21 protein-coding genes and 1 pseudogene are annotated in these 22,229 nt (G+C 39.9%); 5 read left to right on the top strand and 17 right to left on the bottom strand.

Annotation, left to right across the window (positions count from 1 at the left end):
• Nucleotides 1-83: 83 nt before the first annotated feature.
• Both MHI27_RS15220 and MHI27_RS15215 read right to left on the bottom strand, forming a co-directional pair.
• Nucleotides 84-773, bottom strand: a complete 690-nt coding sequence (locus MHI27_RS15220) for a hypothetical protein (RefSeq protein WP_405176662.1) — start codon at nt 771-773, stop codon at nt 84-86.
• 81 nt (nt 774-854) lie between these two features.
• A complete protein-coding gene (locus MHI27_RS15215) occupies nt 855-1,721 on the bottom strand; it encodes an alpha/beta fold hydrolase (RefSeq protein WP_405176661.1) in 867 nt (288 codons plus the stop codon).
• Between the two features lie 157 nt (nt 1,722-1,878).
• Here MHI27_RS15215 and MHI27_RS15210 point away from each other — a divergent pair, with 157 nt between their 5' ends.
• Entirely contained in the window at nt 1,879-2,577 is a 699-nt protein-coding gene (locus MHI27_RS15210) for a MerR family DNA-binding transcriptional regulator (protein ID WP_405176660.1), read from the top strand.
• A gap of 536 nt (nt 2,578-3,113) precedes the next feature.
• Here the strand turns inward: MHI27_RS15210 and MHI27_RS15205 are convergent.
• The 3 genes from MHI27_RS15205 to MHI27_RS15195 all read right to left on the bottom strand — a co-directional run bounded on the left by MHI27_RS15205 (nt 3,114) and on the right by MHI27_RS15195 (nt 5,721).
• On the bottom strand, nt 3,114-3,914 hold the full coding sequence (locus tag MHI27_RS15205) for a phosphotransferase (RefSeq protein ID WP_405176659.1): 801 nt from the start codon (nt 3,912-3,914) through the stop codon (nt 3,114-3,116).
• A gap of 578 nt (nt 3,915-4,492) precedes the next feature.
• Nucleotides 4,493-5,116 (bottom strand): HXXEE domain-containing protein, encoded by a 624-nt coding sequence (locus MHI27_RS15200; RefSeq protein ID WP_405176658.1) that lies wholly within the window; start codon nt 5,114-5,116, stop codon nt 4,493-4,495.
• Between the two features lie 23 nt (nt 5,117-5,139).
• Nucleotides 5,140-5,721 (bottom strand): TetR/AcrR family transcriptional regulator, encoded by a 582-nt coding sequence (locus MHI27_RS15195; RefSeq protein WP_405176657.1) that lies wholly within the window; start codon nt 5,719-5,721, stop codon nt 5,140-5,142.
• 464 nt (nt 5,722-6,185) lie between these two features.
• On the opposite strand from MHI27_RS15195, the gene MHI27_RS15190 reads away from it, so the two are divergent.
• Entirely contained in the window at nt 6,186-6,890 is a 705-nt protein-coding gene (locus MHI27_RS15190) for a transposase (RefSeq protein ID WP_405176656.1), read from the top strand.
• 142 nt (nt 6,891-7,032) lie between these two features.
• Here the strand turns inward: MHI27_RS15190 and MHI27_RS15185 are convergent, their stop codons facing one another.
• The 3 genes from MHI27_RS15185 to MHI27_RS15175 all read right to left on the bottom strand — a co-directional run bounded on the left by MHI27_RS15185 (nt 7,033) and on the right by MHI27_RS15175 (nt 8,955).
• Nucleotides 7,033-7,155 carry an alpha/beta fold hydrolase gene (locus MHI27_RS15185; RefSeq protein WP_405176655.1) on the bottom strand — a complete coding sequence of 41 codons (123 nt, stop codon included), beginning with the start codon at nt 7,153-7,155 and terminating at the stop codon, nt 7,033-7,035.
• Between the two features lie 292 nt (nt 7,156-7,447).
• On the bottom strand, nt 7,448-8,038 hold the full coding sequence (locus MHI27_RS15180; RefSeq protein WP_256721570.1) for a YdeI family protein: 591 nt from the start codon (nt 8,036-8,038) through the stop codon (nt 7,448-7,450).
• Nucleotides 8,014-8,955, bottom strand: coding sequence for an alpha/beta fold hydrolase (locus tag MHI27_RS15175; protein ID WP_076133036.1), 942 nt, complete (start codon nt 8,953-8,955; stop codon nt 8,014-8,016). Before MHI27_RS15175 ends, MHI27_RS15180 begins: the two co-directional genes overlap by 25 nt.
• A 99-nt stretch (nt 8,956-9,054) precedes the next feature.
• Between MHI27_RS15175 and MHI27_RS15170 the strand changes: the two genes are divergently transcribed.
• Complete coding sequence (locus tag MHI27_RS15170; RefSeq protein ID WP_076300916.1) at nt 9,055-9,966, top strand: YafY family protein; 912 nt, start codon at nt 9,055-9,057, stop codon at nt 9,964-9,966.
• 125 nt (nt 9,967-10,091) lie between these two features.
• Here MHI27_RS15170 and MHI27_RS15165 read toward each other — a convergent pair whose 3' ends face one another.
• The 5 genes from MHI27_RS15165 to MHI27_RS15145 all read right to left on the bottom strand — a co-directional run bounded on the left by MHI27_RS15165 (nt 10,092) and on the right by MHI27_RS15145 (nt 13,687).
• Complete coding sequence (locus tag MHI27_RS15165) at nt 10,092-10,790, bottom strand: CD3324 family protein (protein WP_405176654.1); 699 nt, start codon at nt 10,788-10,790, stop codon at nt 10,092-10,094.
• A gap of 11 nt (nt 10,791-10,801) precedes the next feature.
• Nucleotides 10,802-11,506 (bottom strand): hypothetical protein, encoded by a 705-nt coding sequence (locus tag MHI27_RS15160; RefSeq protein ID WP_341128196.1) that lies wholly within the window; start codon nt 11,504-11,506, stop codon nt 10,802-10,804.
• 278 nt (nt 11,507-11,784) lie between these two features.
• Nucleotides 11,785-12,252 carry a GyrI-like domain-containing protein gene (locus MHI27_RS15155; RefSeq protein ID WP_405176653.1) on the bottom strand — a complete coding sequence of 156 codons (468 nt, stop codon included), beginning with the start codon at nt 12,250-12,252 and terminating at the stop codon, nt 11,785-11,787.
• Between the two features lie 157 nt (nt 12,253-12,409).
• Nucleotides 12,410-12,799: a hypothetical protein gene (locus MHI27_RS15150; protein WP_405176652.1), complete on the bottom strand. Its 390-nt coding sequence runs from the start codon at nt 12,797-12,799 to the stop codon at nt 12,410-12,412.
• A 96-nt stretch (nt 12,800-12,895) separates the two neighbouring features.
• Nucleotides 12,896-13,687, bottom strand: a complete 792-nt coding sequence (locus MHI27_RS15145) for a DUF6597 domain-containing transcriptional factor (protein WP_405176651.1) — start codon at nt 13,685-13,687, stop codon at nt 12,896-12,898.
• Nucleotides 13,688-14,247: 560 nt separating this feature from the next.
• Between MHI27_RS15145 and MHI27_RS15140 the strand changes: the two are divergent.
• A pseudogene (locus MHI27_RS15140) lies at nt 14,248-15,455 on the top strand (IS110 family transposase).
• A gap of 225 nt (nt 15,456-15,680) precedes the next feature.
• Here the strand turns inward: MHI27_RS15140 and MHI27_RS15135 are convergent.
• Nucleotides 15,681-16,034, bottom strand: coding sequence for a VOC family protein (locus MHI27_RS15135; protein ID WP_405176650.1), 354 nt, complete (start codon nt 16,032-16,034; stop codon nt 15,681-15,683).
• Between the two features lie 76 nt (nt 16,035-16,110).
• Nucleotides 16,111-16,911, bottom strand: a complete 801-nt coding sequence (locus tag MHI27_RS15130) for a phosphotransferase (RefSeq protein WP_405176649.1) — start codon at nt 16,909-16,911, stop codon at nt 16,111-16,113.
• A gap of 333 nt (nt 16,912-17,244) precedes the next feature.
• Here MHI27_RS15130 and MHI27_RS15125 point away from each other — a divergent pair, with 333 nt between their 5' ends.
• Nucleotides 17,245-20,241 (top strand): ATP-binding protein, encoded by a 2,997-nt coding sequence (locus tag MHI27_RS15125; RefSeq protein WP_405176648.1) that lies wholly within the window; start codon nt 17,245-17,247, stop codon nt 20,239-20,241.
• A gap of 58 nt (nt 20,242-20,299) precedes the next feature.
• On the opposite strand, the gene MHI27_RS15120 is transcribed toward MHI27_RS15125, so the two are convergent.
• Together MHI27_RS15120 and MHI27_RS15115 are read right to left on the bottom strand one after the other, a co-directional pair.
• Nucleotides 20,300-21,094 (bottom strand): SDR family NAD(P)-dependent oxidoreductase, encoded by a 795-nt coding sequence (locus MHI27_RS15120; protein ID WP_076301113.1) that lies wholly within the window; start codon nt 21,092-21,094, stop codon nt 20,300-20,302.
• 92 nt (nt 21,095-21,186) lie between these two features.
• Nucleotides 21,187-22,215, bottom strand: coding sequence for a helix-turn-helix domain-containing protein (locus MHI27_RS15115; protein ID WP_405176647.1), 1,029 nt, complete (start codon nt 22,213-22,215; stop codon nt 21,187-21,189).
• Nucleotides 22,216-22,229 lie beyond the last annotated feature (14 nt).

The following is a 22,229-nucleotide window of genomic DNA, read 5'->3' as shown; positions in this document are numbered from 1 at the left end:
ATAGAGAAATTGCTGTAGCTTCAAGATAGAAGCATAGACGCTCCGCGATTTCGTGAACTGACCTTCTTTTTGTTCAAATCATGCTATTCAGCCACTAACCGTTTATTGTTTAAATCCAATTTGTAAAAGATATCTTTTGCCTCTGCTTCTTGTGTACCTGCTCCAACTGGTGGATGGACTACTAAGATATTATTTTCTACACTTGGTAAAGGCTCAGCTTCTGAATAAAGAAGTGTTTTCGAGACTTGATCCTTCTTTACGATTTCTAATGGGAATACATCTTCATTCTGCTTATCAATCGCGAAAATATATCCTTCCACGCCATGACCTGTTTGATATTGAGGAGTAAGGATGTAAACCTCAGCTTCTTTAAAAATCAGCTTCTCAAAGGTTAATTTTTTGCTGGATGGTCGGAAAAATAAGTAATTGGGTAGTTCCATTAAGACTTTGTCCTGATCTCCCTGTCTGTAGATAATAGAGTAATTACTCTGAAAGGTCTGATCACCCTCTTGTCCCATCGTGCTCGAAACGACCAAATGCCCAAGTTCTTCTCTACCTTTGGCTATCATCAATAATGTTCCCTTTTCCGTTTGCTGTTCCGCCCGAATTGATTTTTCCTCATTTACAGCGTCAATTACAATGGAATCCATGAGTTCGTTTTTTGGAAATAAGCTAACCTCTGATGGTTTTTGTTCCTGAGTAGATGAGTTGACTTGTTGATGGTTACAGGCAACGAGTAAACTAAATACTAAAACCGATGATGCTACTTGCAAAATAAGCTTCTTAATTGTAACCCTCTCACTTTCATTTACAGCTGGGGTACAACTGCTCCCGAATTACAGTCCAGTCTGTATTCATAATTGTTTTATAAACCAGGGCTTAATTAATGGTATTACCACGGCTGGTTGCATAGCTTTTGTATGATCCATTTGGGTTCCCGTTAGGATTTCAACATCCCAACCTAAATCACACAGCTTCGTCGTATTCTTCTTTAATATCCCAGCAATATCAACGGTAACATTCCCAAAATTCTCACCATATACGATAGTATCATTTTCTCCTGCAAAAGCTAATTTTGGAAGACTAAGCAAATGGTGAATACTACGATCATCAAAAACAGTGAGGCTCTCGTATAAGGCAACAAATTGAGCTGTTACACGGGTATCCATTGATACTTTGATGTTATCCCAGTCTATCTCATCAGGATTCTCTGTTTCCATAGAGCTTTTTTCAGCTGCCTCATTTTGATTATTCAAAGCTTGGGTATGTGTTTTGTGAGTTACAATCAGCATCTCTTGATAGGGACCATTATAAGGCGGAAAACCTCCCATGACCAAGCTTTCCAGACGATTTGTTCTGATAGCCAATTGTAGTCCAATTAAAGCTAGCCAAGAATAACCGTAGTAGCTAAAGCTCTTAACGTTCATTTCATCAGCAATGAGGAGCAGATCCTTCACAATATGGTCTACGGTTAAGTTGTCCACTGGATGTTGAAAGAGATGACCTTCATAATCAAAATAAAGCACTTGAAACGTATCCGCGAGACCTTCAACAAAATGTTTACCTAATTCAGGATCTACGCCCCATAGCTTTAGATTTTCTGCCTCCTGATTATACACGGATTTTTTAGCGATAGGTAACATAATGGTTGGACGATTTGATCCTCCTGTCAATCCTACTTCTATTGCTGAATGGTTGGTTAATCGTATGATTTTTTTCAAACAATCCTCTCCTTACTGTTTTATAAAAATATCATATAACATTCATGCAATCTTTCGGTTTATCCCATACTAATCCTTGATATATCTAATTAAATTAGATTTAATGTTGTTGTAGCACTTGAAGGTTTAACTTTAATGTTCTGGGGCGATGACGATTATGGGAGATAATTATACACCAACAATAATAGCTAAGAAATTAAATGTAAGTACCACTACATTAAGAAGATATGAAGATCAAGGCTTAGTTCCAGAAGTCCCGAGGACTCCTAGCAATCGCCGGTGTTATACAGACATTCATGTCCAAGCTTTTATTACGATTCGGGAACTTTTACAAGGATATGAGATTCCAGTTGTGTACGATGTGATGAGAAAGATTAAAGCTCGGCAAATTGAGGATGCACTTTGGTCAATCAATCAGGAACAGCATAATACACAAACGGAAAAGCATAGGTTAGAGGATGTGTTACGCATGTTCCGAAATGCAGATTTATCAAAATACAACGATTTAGAGGTCACAAATGCAATGACTATTGGTGAAGTTGCACAAATGGCAGGCGTTAAGCCTTCAGCCATTCGACATTGGGAACAAGAAGGCCTTATTACTTCTAACAGAAACAAAGACAACGGCTATAGGGTCTATACTATAACGGAATTAAGAAAGATTATACTGATCAGCAGTTTAAGGAAAACCGTGTATTATATCGAGAACATGAAACAACTCCTGAATGAAATAGAGACACAAAACTATAAAAAAGTAGAATTGTCATTCGAGCTTGCGTTACAAAAATTAAACAGTCAATTAATGAAGCAGTTTTTAGGGATCGCTGAGCTTATGAAATATGTGAAATACTATTAAACTTGATAACTTGATAACTTGATATCAACAAGCAATCTTCCCAAAAAGAAGAAAACTTAACTCAAATACCAGTGCACCTGCATACCCCTTCTTTCGGCAAGAAGTCCTTACAGCAATAAACATATTCTGGCTCAGAATTCGATCGAATGCATAGATTTTTTGGAACATAATTAATCCTTCTTAAAATCATTTATAAGAACACAAAAAACTCCTCCCTTAAGGGACGGAGTTGATTTCGCGTTACCACCCTGATGGGTGTATTCATGAATACACCCTCTCTTTTATCGTCTAATAACGATGCTCCCTTGTAACGGCAGAATCCCGGAACTATTTAGACAGCCGCTAGTTTATTGAACTAACGTTCCCCGTTAGCTTAACGACATGACAAGCGGATCCGACGGACTTCGCCATGCAGAATTGTCTACCTGTTTGCTCTTCCTAGAAATGCTTCGGACAGCATCAAGGAGTGAATGCGACTCAGCAGGAAAACGATGTTACAGAATGTCAACGCCTTCTTAGGGTTACTACTATATAAATCACAATAATAAAGTATCGATGATTTGATGAAATTTCATTCTATTCTCGTCTAATTCAGATATTCCATATCCTTTCATAAACTCATCTATTTCTTCTTTCCTATCTGTATAATAAGTAAGACTTTTTACAAGATAATAAATATCATAGTATGGATCTGATATCCCTGATCCTCCTAAATCAATAAATGCTTCAATATGTCCATTATTTATCATAACGTTTCCAGATCCATAGTCACCATGGGTAAAAACTAGTTCCTCTGTCGACGCTTTATTCATCTCCAAAAAATCAATCAGTTGCTCAATAGTATGATTGGGAAATGAGTTATTAATAGCCTCTATGACTTCATGTTTTCTCTCATTAATATTGTTTTTGACCATATCAATCAGTTTTTCTGGCAAAAAATCATTGAAAAAGCAATTATCAATGGGAACATTGTGTATTGTTCTTAAACCTTTTCCTAAAATATAGCCTAGACTTTTATCTCCCTCTTCCTGCTGGTATTCTTCCGCAGTACAACCTTCTATATAGGTCATAACTAAATATTCCTTTCCATTCTCCACCTGATAACTTATTACTTTAGGAGAAGGAATCACATCATTTACCCATTTCAGCCTTTCTGCTTCGTCCATTAAACTTCCAGAATCTTTAACGTTTTTTTCTTTCAGTACATATTTTACAGAATTATCAAACTCTAAAATGTACAAAGATTGATAATGTCTTCCTTTTTCAATGATTGTAGTTTTAAGTAATTCTGACTGATTTACTAATTTACTTGGCATTGAGAATTGGTTATTCATCATTTTGTACTCCTCATTTGTGTATCTTGGCGTTATTTCCAATAACGTATTATTCACGGACTCTATGAATAATTTCATATGTAGGGTATTCGCGAAACTTTTAAACTAACCTGCCCGTTTGATTAACAAAAACAGCCGGTCACGTTGAGATCTGCTGTCTTCTTGTTTTTATTGAGCTAACGATTCCCCGTTAGTCGCAGACTACTTAATTCCGATCCAAAATCTCTGGATTTCTGTTCCAGTATCAACATTCTTGGGTGATTCATTTCCCTCGATTTAATGAGTGATTGTCTTAATAACTCAGTTGCATATCCTTTCAACCGCATGCTTGCTCTAACACCAAAACCAATATGCCCACCCATTTGCAATAAACGATCATTTAGTGAATGTCGCATATTAACTGTCCGTTAGTTTAATAAAAAAGAGCAGGATACGAAGCACCTACTAATCATTGTGTGTTATTGAACTAACGTTTCCCGTTAGTTGAGAAAATAATCATCCTTCAATTTCAGTTACATTAACCCCGTCTAATTTTACATCAAGAGTTATAACAACTGGACCTTCTGGTGGGTTATGAGGACCTACTTATGAAAAGACCTTAACTGTTTTTGTGAAAATTTGTAAATGGAGTTTTTGTTTTTCATCCATGTATTTCCTTTCACTATTAAAATATAAACAGCTATGGCAAAATAAATCGCGCTCCAAATCCAGTCTGATAGGGTTATTAAATGATGCTCATATACGTAGTTAATGTACCAGATCCCTATCGGCAAATGTATAATAATTGCGGAGACTAATCCTGGATTATACATGCTTTTTGCTCTTTTATTAGCGACGACTCCATGAAAAATGATTTGGAAAAAGCCCATTAAAACAGGTGCCATCCCCAGCCATACTACTGACGGGAAGAATACAGGGAGCAAGTAGAACACATAGGCGATGACCACATTAATAATCATTGCCGACTGTTTATTTAACGGATAGTTGTCAGGGGATTCACTTTTAAACAGTGCTATATTGAATATGCCTGGAAAGTACCCTGGCCAGCGGTATTCCTCAAACTGATGAAGAAGGATCGCCACAAAGCTTAACCATAATATGCTGTTTATCCGCGGTATTGTTTCCCAGTTCATTAGAAGATAAATACATATAACAATGCCAATGAATAGTCCTATATCCTGCCAATATTTTCTCGAAAAATTCATTTAATCACCTCAATCTGAGTTTATTAATGAAAGTATCTTGCAAAGAGCAAGTCAATCTGTTCTTCTATAGGTGCAATCTTCACGGAAGCTCCTGTTTCTAGAATAGCACTCATAAGTGCCGGTAGAAAAAGCGCTCCAAAAATCTGCATCGTCATGGTCATCAGGTGCTCTGGCTGCTGTTCATCGGTTAACTCTCTTAAAGTATTTTGTATCTTAGGAAACCCCAATAGATTCAAAAATGATCCATATTCATGCTGGGAGGAGAAAACGGTATTGCCCATCAGGATGATTCTGGAGAGCAATTCGGGATATTGACGGATCACTTGCAAATAATCTAGTAAAAATTGCCTCAATCTATCCCGTGAGGATATAGAGAAATCGTCAAGTATGGCAAAGGTATGCTGAAAGCTGTTCAATATCAATTTGATGGACTCGCTAAACAAGTTTTCTTTGGACCCAAAGTAATAGTTAACTAGAGCGACATTCGTGCTTGAGGCTTCTGCAATTTTTTTTATAGTGATCCTTTCAAAGCCTTCTTGTTTGGTCAACTCCAGTGTGGCACGCATAATCTTCTCTTTTGTTTCCAACTTTTTGTCTGTCTCCATACGCAACCTCCAAGTATATTTCCTCTGATTTAAACAATATTTTAAATAACGTTTAAAATAACGTTTAAACTTAGTATAGCAATATTTTTCCTTTTTTCAACTTTTATTTATCCGAAATCAAACCAAGTCTCAAAGTCTCATTGTGACTATCCTGCCCGTTCGTATTATGAGATCAACCAGTTCTTTCTGGTTGATCCTTTTTTCATTTGCATAGAGGATTAAAGTAGCCTGGTCGAACGTACCTGCCCGTGGGACTTGATCCCGAGAGCTATAATGTTCACCCCTACTTGTCATGACCATGATTGAGGCTGGTTGGGACGTAAGATCCCGTATAACAAGCGATGCTATGGAGCGACAAGAAGAACCTTAGGGGATGCCGGTGAATCTAAACTTATAGGGAGAGATAAAATGAATCCAGTTATCGGTCTAGATATTTCTAAAGAAGAAAGCCATGGACAAGCCCTTTGCTTATTCTAGAAGCAACCGGTCATTATCAAAGTCCCATTGTTCAGTTCCTAGAGGAACATCAATATATTTATATTGTTATTAATCCGCTCATCTCAAATCGGCTTAGGAAGTCACAACTTCGTAAAGTAAAGACGGATGCTGCTGACGCTTACCTATTGGGAGAGCTGTACTACAAAGAAGAGTTTGAACCTTATAAAAAAAGAGGTGTGCAACTTCTCAATCTGCGCTATCTTACAAGACAATATGAATCTCTTTCAAAGATGTGTGTACAGACTAAACTACAATTCCAAGCTGTTTTAGATCAGGTTTTCCCTGCATACAAAGGTGTCTTTGGAGCTATGTATTCCGGTATTTCATTACGGTTTTTAAGTGAATTTCCAACCTCCTATTCAGTATTGCAGACGGATGAAAACACACTCAAATCTAAGATGAAAGAACTGCTTTCTTCAAAACGGGGGCGTTCAGAGGACTGGATTAACCAACGGGTGCAACGGCCGCTAGATGCGGCAAAACAAAACCTATTTCAACAAACCATGTATGCAAGCCACTTAATCAATTTGAAAGTCCTTATTACCCTCATTCTTCAGTACCAAGAGCATCTTACTGGATTGGAACAGAACATAGAGCGATGCTTTTCTCTCCGCCTGTTCAATTATTGCAGTATTTCTGCTTTGTTAGTTATACGCCTTTTCCTTGCGTGAAGTAAAAAACAAACGGCACGGGGCTTTCCCATGCCGTTTTGAATTCCATTTTTATTCCCGTTCTTACCTTTGAGCTTAACTTAATGACATTGCCTGTTTGGGTGTCCTTATTGTTTTTCTAAGTTTTGCTTGCTAAGCGAATCTATTCAGCATCATTCTGCTCTTCCAGCCATCTCAAAATCGCTTGGTTTGTTTCTTCCGGCTTTTCTTGCTGGATCCAATGACCGCAATCCAGATTGACCACTTCCGCATTAGGCACGAACATTGTCAGGTTTTCAGACCTCTGGACCGTATCCCGGTCACCATAGATCATGAGGGTCGGCTGTACCATAAAAATGAAGGGGGTTGCGATTTTGGATGAGCTGTTTCATCCCTTCTTCATTTAGCGATTTGATTTATGCCTCGCATTTAAAACGTTCTGACTTTTGATGAGAATTAAACCCTAAATGATTGAGAAATACAGTAGCTCCCCTCTCCTAAAGATCAGGGAAACAATAGACCCAGATTTATGCAGTACCAAAAATCCTTTTAACGATTCTTTTGTTATTTGTATTTCCTTATTCTGTAATATTATTTTTGCAATGTTGAAATTTTAGCCCTTCTTCAGATGAAGCGATCAATATTCCAAGCCTTCTTAATCGTGTTTCTTCTTTCTTGGCGCTCATTACCCACCAGATAGAATCTCTTTTATAGGATGGTGATAAATTAGTGAAGAATAGCCAGGCTGTTTGATTGGCCTTGATTTGTTCTTCATATTCTTTGGCAAGTTCCACGTTTCTTTGTTCAGAGGAATAGCCTTGTGCATCGGTTCTGTTGTTAAAGACGTGCATTCCTTCTGGTCTCATCTTTCCAAGCTGTATTAGTGCTTTTACCTTCTTTACGTTCACAGCACTCCATACACTATTTACTTTGCGCGGAGTAAAGCGAATCTTATAGCTTTGTTTATCAATGGTTTTTCGTATACCGTCAATCCACCCAAAACAAAGAGCGGCATCTACTGATGCAGACCAAGTAAGGCTTGCACGCCCTGTACTTATCCCAAAATAGCCCACCCAAATTTCACTAGCTTCAGCATGATGTTCTTCTAACCAATCGTTAAACTCTTCTTGGTTGTTGAAAAAAACTACATCTCCCATTGTTCCAGCCATTTTAAAATCGCTTGGTTTGTTTCTTCCGGCTTTTCTTCCTGGATCCAATGACCGCAATCCAGATTGACCACTTCCACATTGGGCACGAACTTTGTCAGGTTTTCAGACTTCGCAACCACATCCCGGTCGCCGTAGATCATGAGGGTCGGCTGCTGGATGATTGGGTTCACTTTCGCCAATAAGCGCCAGTTGCGGTCAAGGTTCCTGTACCAATTTATGCTGCCCGTGAACCCTGATGTTTCAAAAGCGGAGACGTAAACGGCCAGCTCGCTTTCGCTCAATACGGGCTCACCGAGCGGTGTTTCTGCTCTGGCGAGATTGATCAACGCCATACCTGGCTCAGGTGCTCTGAGAGGCTCGTTCTTCCGGTACAGGTTGCGAAGGAACCTGTATGTATTGTCTTCGAATACGGCGTCCGCGACGCCTGGCTGTCGATTGAAGTGGACGAAATAGAAATCGCCGCCAAGTATTTCTTCCATGAACTCGATCCAGGGTTTTTCTCCGCGCTCTTGGTAAGGCAAGCTCAGATTTATCACTTTATTGACTCGGTTTGGATGCAACAAGGTCAGTCCCCAAACGACGAATGCACCCCAGTCATGACCGACAAAGGTAGCGTCCTCGTATCCATAGTGATCGAGAAGCGCGATGAGATCACCCGACAAGTGTTCAATGTCATAGTCTGTTACTTCGGTCGGACGGGATGAGTTGCCGTAACCCCGCTGGTTGGGGACGATGACATGGTAGCCCGCTGCGGCAAGTGCGTCCATCTGATGGCGCCAAGAAAAGGCATGCTCTGGCCAGCCGTGGCAGAGTACAATAGGTTTTCCTGCGTTTTCTCGGCCTGCTTCAAACACTTCGAGTTCCACACCGTTGGCTGAAATAAGGGTGGGCTTGGGAAAATCGGTTGGATTAAACATTGAATTAAAACCTCCTTCTTGTGATACTTGTAGTATAATGGATAAAAGGTGACATTAAGGTGTCACCGTTCTGAAATCATGTAAAAAAAGAGGGCAATTATGGACAAAGTGGAGAGACTCATTTCGATTATCATGATATTGCTGAAAAAAGAGGTTGTTTCTACAACGGAATTCTCACAACTATTCAATGTCTCCAAAAGAACGATCCTTCGCGATATGGAAACATTGAGCTTATCGAATATCCCGATCTACTCTGTCAATGGGGTCAAAGGGGGCTACGGCATAATGGATGAATACAAGGTGGATAAACGCCTTTTAAGCAGCTCCGATTTACAGAATATATTAACTGCGCTCGGCGGATTGGAACAAATCCTCCGTACTGAAGAAGTTGAAAGAACGATAAAAAAAATAGAGGCAATGGTTAGTCCATTGTCTCTAAATCGTTCCATTCAACTGTCGTTTTATGATTGGGAAGGTCGGTCCGAGATTCTTGAAACCTTAAAGACATGTCAAGAATCCATTTCAAAAAAGAGGCTGGCTTCGTTTGATTATACAGATAAGGACGGGGCTGTAACGAATAGAATGGTCGAGCCCTATGAGCTGCATTTTAGCGAATCGAGTTGGTACTTGAAAGGATTCTGTTTACATCGACAGGGATATCGAACTTTCAAGTTATCTCGGATCGATCATATTACTATGGATGAACGCGCGTTTCATCCTAGAGACGATTGGTCAGAGCAAGTACACGAAGCAAATTATCTACCTGAATTCGTCACGATTAAGGCATGGATATCGCCTAGCATAAAAGATCAAATCATCGAAAGGTATGGTCGAAGAAGTATTGAAGACCATAGTTCTGGATTTTTATTAGCAACCATTTATGTCCCACAAAATCGTATGGGATTTCAACTTTTAGCAAGCTTCGGCACTCATCTAAAAGTTGTAGAGCCCAAAACCTATGTTGAAGACTTTCGAAATTATTTATATCAAATGATGGAGAACTATTCCTGATATATTTAGCATTAAAGCTTCAACCTTCAACTCAACTTTTCGCCGTCACTTATGGTAAGGTTCCCCGCGCTATCTGTAACGGCAAGTTTTTAGGCCATCCTTTACAGGATGGCCCATTAACCAACTCATACTTTATCGACATATATAAATTTGTTTCCGTAGTATTTCATGAACCTTTTATACTCGGCATTTCCTTTCAAAACGATGGCGGTGGGATAAGCGTTTATTTTGCGTCGTTTTAAGGAAGCTAACAACTCCTGTTGCGCTGTGCAATAAAACTTTCCTTCCCCATATTCAATAAGAAGCGGTGGCAACGCGAATACATCATCTTCACTCTCGTCTGCAATGTTCTCCCTGATATCGTATTCTTCGAGTTGGATGAGACGCAATGGAAACTTAACGATTCCCAAATAGAGAAAGTCTTCATTCATGAGATCCTGTACAGTGAGAGCAGCTTTTCGGGTAAACAGCAAATAGCATTGGATCCACTCTTCGATCATCCCGGCATTCGCATAGTGTACAGCAGATTCTAATATCGGAGAATAAATTAAATACTCACCATCACTTTTTGAATATATAATTTTCTTAATAGAATCCAAAGATAAGAAGTATTCGTCTGCAAGTTCCGAAACCGTGAGTCCATGTGCATACTTATTGCGAATCATTCGATTGCGCTTCTGTAGATGTTCTCGGTAGCCGGACGTTTCGCCCCAGGCCCTTTTCTCCACCCCGGCAGGAATATAAAGAAGTTTCCCTCCTGCGTATTTCTGGATTTCTTTCAGTAGTTCCTCAGGTAATATATCGTTCGCATTTTCGTATTTCATAGCTTCACCATCTATAAGGCGTATATTCGATTTTTCAGTTCACTAATAGATTTCATGATGGACGTGCAGGACTCCGTGTCATCAATTGACGCATGCCAACGCAAGGTATCAATCCCTTTATAATAAGCCATACATAAGAATCTTTCTTTAAAATGCGGTATGACGATGCCCCTTTTTTTGCAATACTCAAACAACAATTCCGGGATGTGCAAATACGGTTTATTCAAGTCCATAATGGCAAAATCAAGAAGGAAATCGCAGATGCCGGATCTGCTCCAGTCAGGGAACCCGACTGTTGTTTTACCGTCTGTGATCATATTGATGAAGAACGTATTGTTATACACCAAATAACGTTTTCCTTCACAATACGGAATTCTGTCCTTCATTTCCTGTAAGTATTTTTCGAAGAATTCACGTTCAAGAACCGTTGTCTCGAACATCTCCTCCCAATTATACCAATAGCCCTCTTTATTTTCTGCGAATGTATCGATCAGAAATTCCCTACAGGTCCCATATTCCGTTTTACATTCCTCGTTAAACTCGCCATAGCCCTCTACTCCCGTTATATCGGAGGAATGAATATCAAAGATCTTGTCAAAAAACAATTCATGGCGATCTACGAACTGTTCTGGGTTTAATTGATCTGCGACGAATCCACTCGGGGTCATACTAACCTTTTCAGAAAGCATCGATCTTATGATAATGTCCTTACCCATCCTTTTATCTCCCTTTCCATTTTAATCTAGAATACATCAGGTGCGCATCTGATATAGGATAAGGATATCATTGGAATTACGCGGCATATAGGCAATGAATATCTTAAATAAACTTTACACAGTCAAAAAAACTTGCCGTTACTTGTGATAAGATTCCCCGCACTATCTGTAATAGTAGTTTTAGGGCCATCCTTTGCAGGATGGCCCTTTCATTGATTTGACCTTGTTCAACTATCATCTTCGTTAATACATATCTGCATTTCACTTGAGTAAAAAAGTTATTTTTTCTTTACAGGTATCCAGATTTCCCCTGTAACATTGACTGCCATGCCATAATACATTTCGAAACTAGGACCATCAACCTGTTCGTAATCAGATGTCGGAAACCACTCGGAGTATATACGTTCCCACAGTTTTTGTAAATCACATTGCGGCTCCGGGATAATAGCCCATGTTAATGCTGGGACAGAAAGCTTTGTAAATCTCTCTGGAATTTCAAGGCCCTTAGGTAAATTGTAACAAATCATATACTTGAAAGATTCTCCTGTATGATCATATAAGGCAGCATGCAATACGGTGTCACCAAAACGTCCTAATATTTCGTTCATAAGATCAACACTGCCATCATCATCACATTCTCCACGAAATTGAGGAACTTCTGAGAACGCTGTTTTCATGTCTAAATTAATTAGACCATACACTCCGAACATCTCAAAAGGCCCTCTTTGTTCAATTCGGTAATTCATCTCGACATCTCCTTTTATAGAAATATGAAAGGACATCCGAGGATAGGCTACGAGCAATCTTTTTTACCATAGTCCTCCCTCCATCAGCGAACGCTATTACTCATATTTCGCAAGGCTTCTAAAAATTTTGCCCTACTTGTGATACGGGCTCTCGTCCTCATGAACCGATATGCCCAATCGCCGTCACAAAAAGGAAGAGGAAGACAGCCATTGATCCATTAATGATTTCAAAAAGCATAAGTGGCTTAGACATTTTAGTCGGTGATTTTGGAAAAATACCAGCTAAATCGATAATGTATACGATAAAGTATAAAACAGCGATAATTTTCGTGATGAAAATCGCATTAGGATGTGCAATCAACAAGAGATAACACGTGATAAACGACATAACACCAAGTAAGATAAGAAACAGATTAAATCCCCAAAATACAATCCCTTTTAATTTTGAAAAATCTCTATTCTCAATCGGCCCTCCTGGAACCAATATCGCCAACAACATTACATTAAAAAACACTAGTAAACTTGCTATGATCATAATATTCTGCATCGTTATTCCTTCCTCTCATCTGTTAGTGTCTCAAGATTAGCAGGAAGAAATAACAGTGTATTGTAAAAAATCAGCATCAATATGATCTGGCGTTCATCACTTCTGACCATGCCAGACATATCGAAGGGTTAATTCATGTGGAAGTTTCTCTAACTCTTTGACGGTTTTGCCTGCAAACTTTTTGAATGTTTTGATGAGGTGAGACTGATCATAGTAACGATACTGCATCTCCTCCCTCAATCTTTCATCCTCAACATGTTTTCTAAACTTCACAATATCCCCATAGGTCTTTGGGGTAAGCCCGACATGCCTTTTGAAGAAACGCTCTAACGTACTTACTGAAATGCAAAAAAATTTTGCCATACGCACAATGTTCAAGTTTTCATACTCTCGTTCTACATAAGTAAGCATTTCCTCTATGCGGCCAGTATCCTTCTTATTCAACACCATCTTATCGAGTAAATAATGATTGATTGCTGTGATATTCTGTTCCACATCTTTAAATCTCATCATCCGGTACAGTTCATCTAGATCAGGGTCCACATCGGTGGCTTGTAGGATTCGCTCTTCCAATTCGAGGCCGGGCACTTGAAACAAGTGTATAAATCCTAACGGAGTTAATGAAATCCCGATTTGATACAACTGTTGTCCATATCGAACATATTTCGCGCTTTTCATTTGACCAATCACAACCGTATTGGGGATCACCACTTCCTGATCTTCTCTTACCAGACTGTAAGCAGACCCGTAATTGAAAATGATATTGATATACCCCAGCGGCATAATAATATCTTCTCTATTGTCATCAGCGAGAAAGTCGAAGTCTACGACCCAAATATAGTCCACTATCTTATGTAAGGCATTTATAGGTTCAAAGATTCGAATCATCGTATGCATCTCCTTCTAAAAAACTGGTGAATTCTCTTTTGTCCACGTTTTATTCACCTTGTGGGTCGGCAAGGTCCACGCCTTTATTCCCAATAGGTACGCGAAGTACAGATAAGTCATGCTAGGTTCCCCTATTATTAAAGAGGAGTAGTTTGCTGCGGCAACTGCTCCTCTTTAATAATAGTATCTTTGAAAAATTCGACCAAGCGCGCCATCAAGGTTGACCTGTCGATCGTTACTTCGATTCTCCCCTTTACCATTATTTATGATAAGGTTCCCCGCGTTTGATCTTCAACTCTCCTGCCCGTTCGTATTATGAGATCAACCAGTTCTTTCTGGTTGATCCTTTTTTCATTTGCATAGAGGATTAAAGTAGCCTGGTCGAACGTACCTGCCCGTGGGACTTGATCCCGAGAGCTATAATGTTCACCCCTACTTGTCATGACCATGATTGAGGCTGGTTGGGACGTAAGATCCCGTATAACAAGCGATGCTATGGAGCGACAAGAAGATCAACCTTAGGGGATGCCGGTGAATCTACACTTACAAGGGGAGATGAAATGAATCCAGTTATCGGTCTAGATATTTCTAAAGAAGAAAGCCATGGACAAGCCTTTCTAGAGCGCGGAAAGCCATTCCAAGGGATATTCCACTTCGAGCACACTCGAGATGGTTTAGCAAATTCCCTTCAAGTTTTAACAGAAGTTGAATTTGCATCTCAACAACGTCCTTTGCTTATTCTAGAAGCAACCGGTCATTATCAGAGTCCCGTTGTTCAGTTCCTAGAGGAACATCATTATATTTATATTGTTATTAATCCGCTCATCTCAAATCGGCTTAGGAAGTCTCAACTTCGTAAAGTAAAGACGGATGCTGCTGACGCTTACCTATTGGGAGAGCTGTACTACAAAGAAGAATTTGAACCGTTTAAGAAAAGAGGTGTGCAACTTCTCAATCTGCGCTATCTTACAAGACAATATGAGTCTCTTTCAAAGATGTGTGTACAGACTAAACTACAATTCCAAGCTGTTTTAGATCAGGTTTTCCCTGCTTACAAAGGTGTCTTTGGAGCTATGTATTCCGGTATTTCATTACAGTTTTTAAGTGAATTCCCAACCTCATATTCAGTATTACAGACGGATGATAACACACTCAAATCTAAGATGAAAGAACTGCTTTCTATAAAACGCGGGCGTTCAGAGGACTGGATTAACCAACGGGTGCAACGGCTGCTAGATGCGGCAAAACAAAGCCTATTTCAGCAAACCATGTATGCAGCCACTTAATCAATTTGAAAGTCCTTATTACCCTCATTCTTCAGTACCAAGAGCATCTTACTGGATTGGAACAGAACATAGATGCTCTGGCTGAAGACATTGAAGAATATGAATTAATTCAGTCGATTTCTGGTATTGGGCATAAAATTGCGGCAACAATTTTATCTGAAATTGGAGAAGTCGACCGATTTGATCATCCTAAAAAGCTAGTCGCCTTTGCAGGCATTGATCCAAGTGTCTTTGCTTCAGGTAGGTTTACAGCAACTCGAAATTGAATCACGAAACGTGGTTCCAGGCAGTTGCGTTACGCGCTGGTTTTGGCTGTCCAATGCGGATTAATTCGCGCTCGTAATATACGAATCAAAGAATTCTACAATCGTAAGAGAGCCAAAGGAAAACCACATAAAGTGGCTCTAGTCGCATGTGCCAATAAATTGGTGCATTGGCTATATGCCATCATGAAAAACAAAAAAACATTCCGGATTGCTTAATACGAAACCAATGGTATAATATTCCAAATACAATACAATTGGGGGGTTATTTGGCTTACCTACTTTTAAATATAACATATGATTGGGCTTTACTTTACTGGTAATCTTGACAAGCTATTAGCTGGTATAGTTTAAAATTAAAAGGAGCTACCCTATAGGAAGCTCCTTCACAATCGTTTCATGATTGTTTAACAATCTAGATTTCTGCACGCCGTGATCGTTTATCTAATGTCCATGAGCAAGGATGTTGATAAGTTTGCCAAATGGGTCGCGGACATAGAATCGCCGAACACCCCAAGGCTCATCAACAGGTCCATATTCTATCGTATATCCAGCACTCTTCATACGTTCAAACACAGCATCGACATCATCAACTTCAATCGATAGATCAGGAGTAGGCGTATTGGAGCCGCCCTGTGATGCGAAGCTTATTTGAATGTTCTCATTCCCGAGTAAGCCGTATGTTTCAATCCAACCATGATCCATCAATAAATCAAGCTCGAGTACGTCCTGGTAAAAGCTTTTTGCTGCCGAAACATTCTGCGTTTTAATATTTGTGACAATTCGTTTCACACTCATTCTCAGACCTCAATTCTAATGGTATACTTTTTTAATTTTATTCAATGATCCTGTCCGTGAGCGGAATATCCGATTTTTATATCCAATCCTCGAAATGATCTGTTACAAACCTAATCTCACTCTCATAGTGGGCCAAGTGACCCTCATCAACCATTTTCTGAAAGGCAGGATTCCCATCAGCAGCACCATTTCTCAACGTATCACACAGTACTATCAAACGTTGTATAATCCACTGTCGCAGATTATTTGGAACGGGAATTCCATAAGCTTCAAAAAACAAATGAATTCGCCTACGTCGCTCTACGACATGTATTTCACATTGGTATGCTACTATGGTTCCAGAAGTATGGTCAGGTGCAAAACTCGCAAGTGGAACAGATGTGTAAAGGGTGTACGCAATGTCCCACATACGCGGACCTGGACCTGCCATGTCAAAATCAATGAGCGCCACAGGAGCCTCCTTTTGAAAGACAACATTATACAACGCTGCGTCATTATGACAGATCACTTCATATTCGGCATCATCGGCATAGCTAAGCTGCCATCTGTCCTCCATATTGGACCTGAACACTGTAGTCACATCATGGAAACGACGTATAAGGTGTGCCAGACCCACAAGCGTTTCGTCCGTCCACATATATGGTTCAAGGTTTGGATAATTATTCCCTGGAACTTCTCCAGAAATAAATGTCAATATTTCACGACCTGAATCATCGATTCCGAGGAATTTTGGTGCTCCCTCATAGCCCTGTTGTTCCAAATGTTTCAGTAGTTCATGAACATTCGGACTCCAATAACCTATAGGGCGGCGAACAGTGTTCGCCATACGGACTATATGATTTACATTACCGCCTTTTAACACTTCTTCCTTAGGCATTAGGTTCATTCCTTTTCTATTCAGTGCATTACCTGTTGCAGATTTTGACCTGTTAGCGATGAAAACTCCCTCTCTAATAATAACAATATTTACAAGTTATTGTTTATAAAGAACAATTATAACTATACTGTCCTTTAAGATCATTGCTGGCATTTTCTCATCTTATATAAATAAATCCATTTTAGAATCTAGATTAGAATTATTTGCTATAATGTTCTCATGAAAAATAATACGATCCTAAACAAATTAGCAATCATTCTACTTTTTATCAGCATTCTCTTTGGCCTACGCTGCATTTGGTTCAGCATATTTAAGGTTTCCAACAATGTACCTATGATTAGCAACGGTGTACTGGATTTACGTGGCCAGGATCTGGAGAAAGCTAACTTATTCAGGCTAGATGGTGAATGGAGTTTTTATCCTTCGCAATTTGTTTCATCCAAGACTTCTACTATCCCAAAGCAATCCCAAGCACTTCAAGTTCCTGGGAAATGGAGCCACGCTAACGGAACTGATCAGACAACTTCATATGGATACGGGACTTACCGTCTGCGTATTTTGGTAGAACCGCTTCAGGAGCCTATCTCGTTCTGGATCAAACAAATTTATTCCGCGTCCAGTGTGGAAATTAACGGTACCCCTATTCTCAATAATGGGACAGTTTCTCTCGATGCCAATACATATGCACCAAAAACCACCTCATTTACAGCATCATATTTTTCGGAAAATATGACAGAAATAGATGTACTTATTCAGGTAGCAAATTTTGATCACCCCTATAAAGGCGGTATTAGTGGGCCTATTTTCTTTGGCTCTCAGGAAGTGGTTAACCGGACAAATTTTTATACCGTTGGATTTCAAATGCTTACTGCAATCATCCTGCTACTACATGGGCTGTATGCTTGTATTCTGTATTTATTTAATCCTAAAGAACGTGCCCTGTTTCTTGTAGGGCTAATGACATTATCTGTAGCCGTAATCCTTTTAGCCCGAAATGACAATTTAGTTTTAGCATTACTGCCGATTAATTACACTTGGTCATTAAAAATCCGTTTAATCGCCTTCTTATGGCAGAACCTTTTTATTCTGCTTGTTTTCAGGAAATTCACCTCAGGTGCCGAAGTCAACAAGTGGTTACGCGCTTACACGTGGTGTCTATTCCTTTATACCTTATTTATATTTATCGTTCCTGCTTATTTGGTCAGTACATCGATTCACTGGGGAATCATTCAAGTGTTTCAGTATATTCCCTTCATCTGGTTAATTTATAGCTTGGGGCGCTTATTGTTCAAAAGGCAAGATGAAAAAGATGTTGTTTTTCTACTGATATCAGGTGCGGCTATCATCTCTAATTTGTTATGGAATTTGTGGGATAATAACGGCCATTATTCAATTGTCTACTATCCTGTGGATATTATTGCCGCCATCGTTGGCTTCTCAGCTTATTGGTTTAAAAAGTATTTTCAGAATGCCAAAGAGAACATGGAGCTAAATGAGCAGCTGAAAAAAGCGGACAAACTCAAGGATCAGTTTCTCGCCAATACTTCTCACGAGCTGCGAACACCAGTTCATGGAATTATGAATATCGCGCAAAATATAATAACGAAGGAAAAGGATAGACTCTGCGAGAGTAGCCGGCAAGATATGGAGTTACTGATTACTATCAGCCGCCGCATGTCCCATATGCTTGGTGATCTACTGGATGTAGTACGTCTTCAAGAGCATCGCGTTATTTTGCATCAGGAGCCTATTTTGGTTCAATCAGTGGTTCCCGGAGTCATCAATATGCTTCAATATTTGATTGAAGGCAAACCGGTACGGCTATCCATGAACATACCAGAATCTATGCCTCCTATTCTTGCGGATGAGAAACGACTAGTACAAGTATTATTAAATCTAGTGCACAACGCGCTCAAATACACCGAGCAAGGACTTGTTTCTGTTTCAGCTGAGGAAAAAGACGCTCATGTCTTTATATATGTAACAGATACCGGAGTAGGCATGACCGAAGAGACCATGGCGCGGGTATTCCTCCCCTATGAGCAAGGCCCTCACGGAATAAATGACGGGCGTGGAATTGGACTGGGACTAAGCATTAGTAGGCAGTTGGTAGAACTACATGGTGGCAGCTTGAGCATACATTCTGAACTCGGCAAAGGTTCAACTTTCAGTTTTGCACTACCCCTTGCTGATTCCTATAGCGAACAGATAGTAAGAGAGGTTTCACCTATAACAACGTATACACCAGATGAGATTTATAAGCAGATGGCTGAATGGGGGATTTCCGAACAAACTAATCAACACACTGACAAAATCCCGCCACTCTTTACAGATGCGAAGGTGAATCTCTTGGTGGCAGATGATGACCCTGTTAATCTGAATGTGCTAAAGGGCATTCTCGAAAGCGAACCTTATCTCATTACGACAGTGAACTCAGCACAAGAGGCACTGGATTGGCTAGATAAAAAGAGTTGGGATTTACTGATTAGTGATGTAATGATGCCGCATATGTCAGGATATGAATTAACGCAAAAGGTTCGCGCTCGTTATTCCCTATATGAGCTCCCAGTGCTATTGCTGACTGCCCGCAGTCAGCCTGAGGATATTTACACTGGATTCTACTCCGGCGCAAATGATTATGTTACCAAACCGGTGGATGCAGTTGAACTCAAATATCGCATTCGAGCATTAACAGCGATGAAAATTTCTTTTAATGAACGGGTGCGTATTGAAGCGGCTTATCTACAGGCACAGATACAACCCCATTTCTTGTTCAATACATTGAACTCTATTGCGGCACTCAGTGATATGGATACTAAAAAGATGCAAGAGCTCATCACTGCATTTACTTCCTTTTTGCGAATCAGCTTTGACTTTTTAAATATCGGAGAACTCGTGAACCTTTCTCATGAACTAGAGCTGGTAGAATCTTATTTGTATATTGAACAAACACGATTTGCAGAACGAATTTCCGTTGTTTGGGAGGTAGATCCAGATATTAATATCCTGTTACCCCCTCTATCCATCCAACCCTTGGTAGAAAATGCTATCAAGCATGGTCTGCTCAAGCGTCAACAGGGGGGTACCGTTTATATTCGGATTTCACGTCTGAACAATGCTGTAAAGATCGAAGTGGAGGATAATGGGCAAGGTATGGATCATAGAACGCTCGCGTTGTTGCTGGAACCGACCATGAAAGCTAAAAGTGGCATCGGACTGGCTAACACCCATCGAAGACTAATGCAATTGTATGGTCAGGGTCTTTTTATTCAAAGTAAACAAGGTGAAGGTACTTTGGTATCCTTTGTTATAACGGAGGACAGTGAATAATATATCAAATAAAAAAGCCATTCCATAAGGAGTGGCTTTTTGTGTATCGATACTACATTTAGAAAATAGTAGGTACCATGCCCCCATCCATACGGATCGGAGAACCTTTAAATGCAGAGGCATAGGGACTGCTCATAAATGCTGCTAGTCTACCTATTTCATTAGGTTTAATAAATCGCTGTATTTCAGATTGCGGTAAGTTTTTAGCCATGAATTTTTTCTCTTTTTCTGAAAAGGTCAACGCTTCATCTGGGTACATTCCATCAATGATTTGGTGCACGTTTTCAGAGAGTGTTGGTCCTGGCATGATAGTATTGACGGTAACTTCTGTTCCGATTGTTAATTTAGATAAGCTTTTTGCTAATGATAATAGCATTGATTTGGTCATTGCATACTGTGGCATTTGAGCTGACGGCATTATTGCTTCTTCACTAGCAATGAAGATCACGCGACCAAAATTGTTTTCTAACATTTTTGGTAAATAAAATTTTGTTAATCCATTTGCAGCAAGAACATTCGTACGGATGTATTTTTCAAATATTTCATCGTCAACGTCGTCATAGCTCATCAGTTCATAAATCCCCATATTATTAACTAAAATATCGATATGGGGGTGTTTTTCAAATAAAGCTTCTCTTTGCTCCATATCTACAATATCGGCTGTAGCATTCTGTGGAGAAGTTTCCGGGAATTTTGCTTTAATTTCATTTACTGTTTGTTCTACCTTTTCATAATTACGTCCATTTATTAGTACATTAACGCCTTCGTTGGCAAGTTCAAAGGCGATAGCTTTACCAATACCTTTTGTAGATCCTGTAATTAAAGCTGTCTTATTGTTTAATCCCATATCCATATTTCTTTTCTCCTTTTATCATGGCAAGTTAATTAGCAGTTTCTCAAGAACTGTACTGAGCATCGTCTAGTATTTATACTATCTTACCGGGATTATTCAGTAACTAGTGTCTTGCGCCAAACTTCTTGTTTAACACGCCAATTTGAAGGAGTATCTCCTTCCCAAAGTCGGAAGGCACGATAGAACGAGTTCTGATCTTCATATCCGATCAAGAAAGCCACCTCTTTAACATCGAGGGAAGGATCTGCTAAATACGCTCGCGCCTGCTCATGTCTGGCTTGTGTCAGCAAATGCTTGAAGCTCGTATTTTCTTCAGTAAGCCTCCGCTGTAAGGTACGAGCACTCATCCTTAGCTCTTTAGCAACGGTTTGAATCTCGGGTTGACCTCCGCTAAGGCTGCGTTTCATAATCCATTTGACCCTTTCAGTAATTGAGCTACTGCCGTGCTGTTCAGCAAGTGTCCGATCCAAAACAGGAGTCAGAATCTCTAGCAACTCTTCGTTATACGAGATAAAGGGAAGATCCAAGTCACTACGTCGTAGTGTTAAGCGGTTAGTCTCAGCACCGATCTGAATTCGACAGCCGAAATAAGCTTCAAGAACCTGTAAATTCCCTATGGGTTGTGAAAATTCTACAAACTGTGCTGTCAGAGGTATACCTGTTCCCCGCCGCCCAAGCTCCAGTAAAAACGCCAGTGTAAGGCCAAGCAGCAGACGTGGACCGGAATACTCGGGAGGCTGCCAATTCAATTCGATTGTACACAACTCTCCCTCTTCGATGATATGCAAGCTTTCTGGAGGGCACATCCGTTTATAGCGCACCATTCGGTTTAGAGCGTCGCGATAATCTTTAGCATGATAAGTGGCTAAGACGGTCGGCGGATATTGTGTGGTTTCAAAAACGGTTGCTAGCTTGATGATTCCCTCAGCAGTGTCTCCAACGAGATCCGAATATGCCTGCCAGATAGCGAAATATTGGGTTGTGGTGACTGCTGACTCCGTGATAAGGCTCAGGGGAAGACTTGCTTTACTGGCTATATCTTGAGCGGTTATCCCTAATTGAATTAATCCAGCCCAAAATCCGGGAGGGATTTTAATGGAGTCAGAGGTATGAGTCTGCATCTATGTGGACCTCC

The organism is Paenibacillus sp. FSL H8-0261 (assembly GCF_045040645.1).
GTDB lineage: Bacteria > Bacillota > Bacilli > Paenibacillales > Paenibacillaceae > Paenibacillus_AQ.
Note: the sequence above shows the minus strand (reverse complement) of the source record. Positions and strands in the feature narration are given on the sequence as shown.

Excerpts from the sequence above, each read along its gene's own strand:
- MHI27_RS15210 (WP_405176660.1), top strand. The coding sequence starts at position 1,879 with ATGGGAGATAATTATACACCAACAATAATAGCTAAGAAATTAAATGTA.
- MHI27_RS15205 (WP_405176659.1), bottom strand. The coding sequence starts at position 3,914 with ATGATGAATAACCAATTCTCAATGCCAAGTAAATTAGTAAATCAGTCA.
- MHI27_RS15200 (WP_405176658.1), bottom strand. The coding sequence starts at position 5,116 with ATGAATTTTTCGAGAAAATATTGGCAGGATATAGGACTATTCATTGGC.
- MHI27_RS15195 (WP_405176657.1), bottom strand. The coding sequence starts at position 5,721 with ATGGAGACAGACAAAAAGTTGGAAACAAAAGAGAAGATTATGCGTGCC.
- MHI27_RS15185 (WP_405176655.1), bottom strand. The coding sequence starts at position 7,155 with ATGTTCGTGCCTAATGCGGAAGTGGTCAATCTGGATTGCGGTCATTGG.
- MHI27_RS15180 (WP_256721570.1), bottom strand. The coding sequence starts at position 8,038 with ATGGCTGGAACAATGGGAGATGTAGTTTTTTTCAACAACCAAGAAGAG.
- MHI27_RS15175 (WP_076133036.1), bottom strand. The coding sequence starts at position 8,955 with ATGTTTAATCCAACCGATTTTCCCAAGCCCACCCTTATTTCAGCCAAC.
- MHI27_RS15170 (WP_076300916.1), top strand. The coding sequence starts at position 9,055 with ATGGACAAAGTGGAGAGACTCATTTCGATTATCATGATATTGCTGAAA.
- MHI27_RS15165 (WP_405176654.1), bottom strand. The coding sequence starts at position 10,790 with ATGAAATACGAAAATGCGAACGATATATTACCTGAGGAACTACTGAAA.
- MHI27_RS15160 (WP_341128196.1), bottom strand. The coding sequence starts at position 11,506 with ATGGGTAAGGACATTATCATAAGATCGATGCTTTCTGAAAAGGTTAGT.
- MHI27_RS15155 (WP_405176653.1), bottom strand. The coding sequence starts at position 12,252 with ATGAATTACCGAATTGAACAAAGAGGGCCTTTTGAGATGTTCGGAGTG.
- MHI27_RS15150 (WP_405176652.1), bottom strand. The coding sequence starts at position 12,799 with ATGCAGAATATTATGATCATAGCAAGTTTACTAGTGTTTTTTAATGTA.
- MHI27_RS15145 (WP_405176651.1), bottom strand. The coding sequence starts at position 13,687 with ATGATTCGAATCTTTGAACCTATAAATGCCTTACATAAGATAGTGGAC.
- MHI27_RS15135 (WP_405176650.1), bottom strand. The coding sequence starts at position 16,034 with ATGAGTGTGAAACGAATTGTCACAAATATTAAAACGCAGAATGTTTCG.
- MHI27_RS15130 (WP_405176649.1), bottom strand. The coding sequence starts at position 16,911 with ATGCCTAAGGAAGAAGTGTTAAAAGGCGGTAATGTAAATCATATAGTC.
- MHI27_RS15125 (WP_405176648.1), top strand. The coding sequence starts at position 17,245 with ATGATTAGCAACGGTGTACTGGATTTACGTGGCCAGGATCTGGAGAAA.
- MHI27_RS15120 (WP_076301113.1), bottom strand. The coding sequence starts at position 21,094 with ATGGATATGGGATTAAACAATAAGACAGCTTTAATTACAGGATCTACA.
- MHI27_RS15115 (WP_405176647.1), bottom strand. The coding sequence starts at position 22,215 with ATGCAGACTCATACCTCTGACTCCATTAAAATCCCTCCCGGATTTTGG.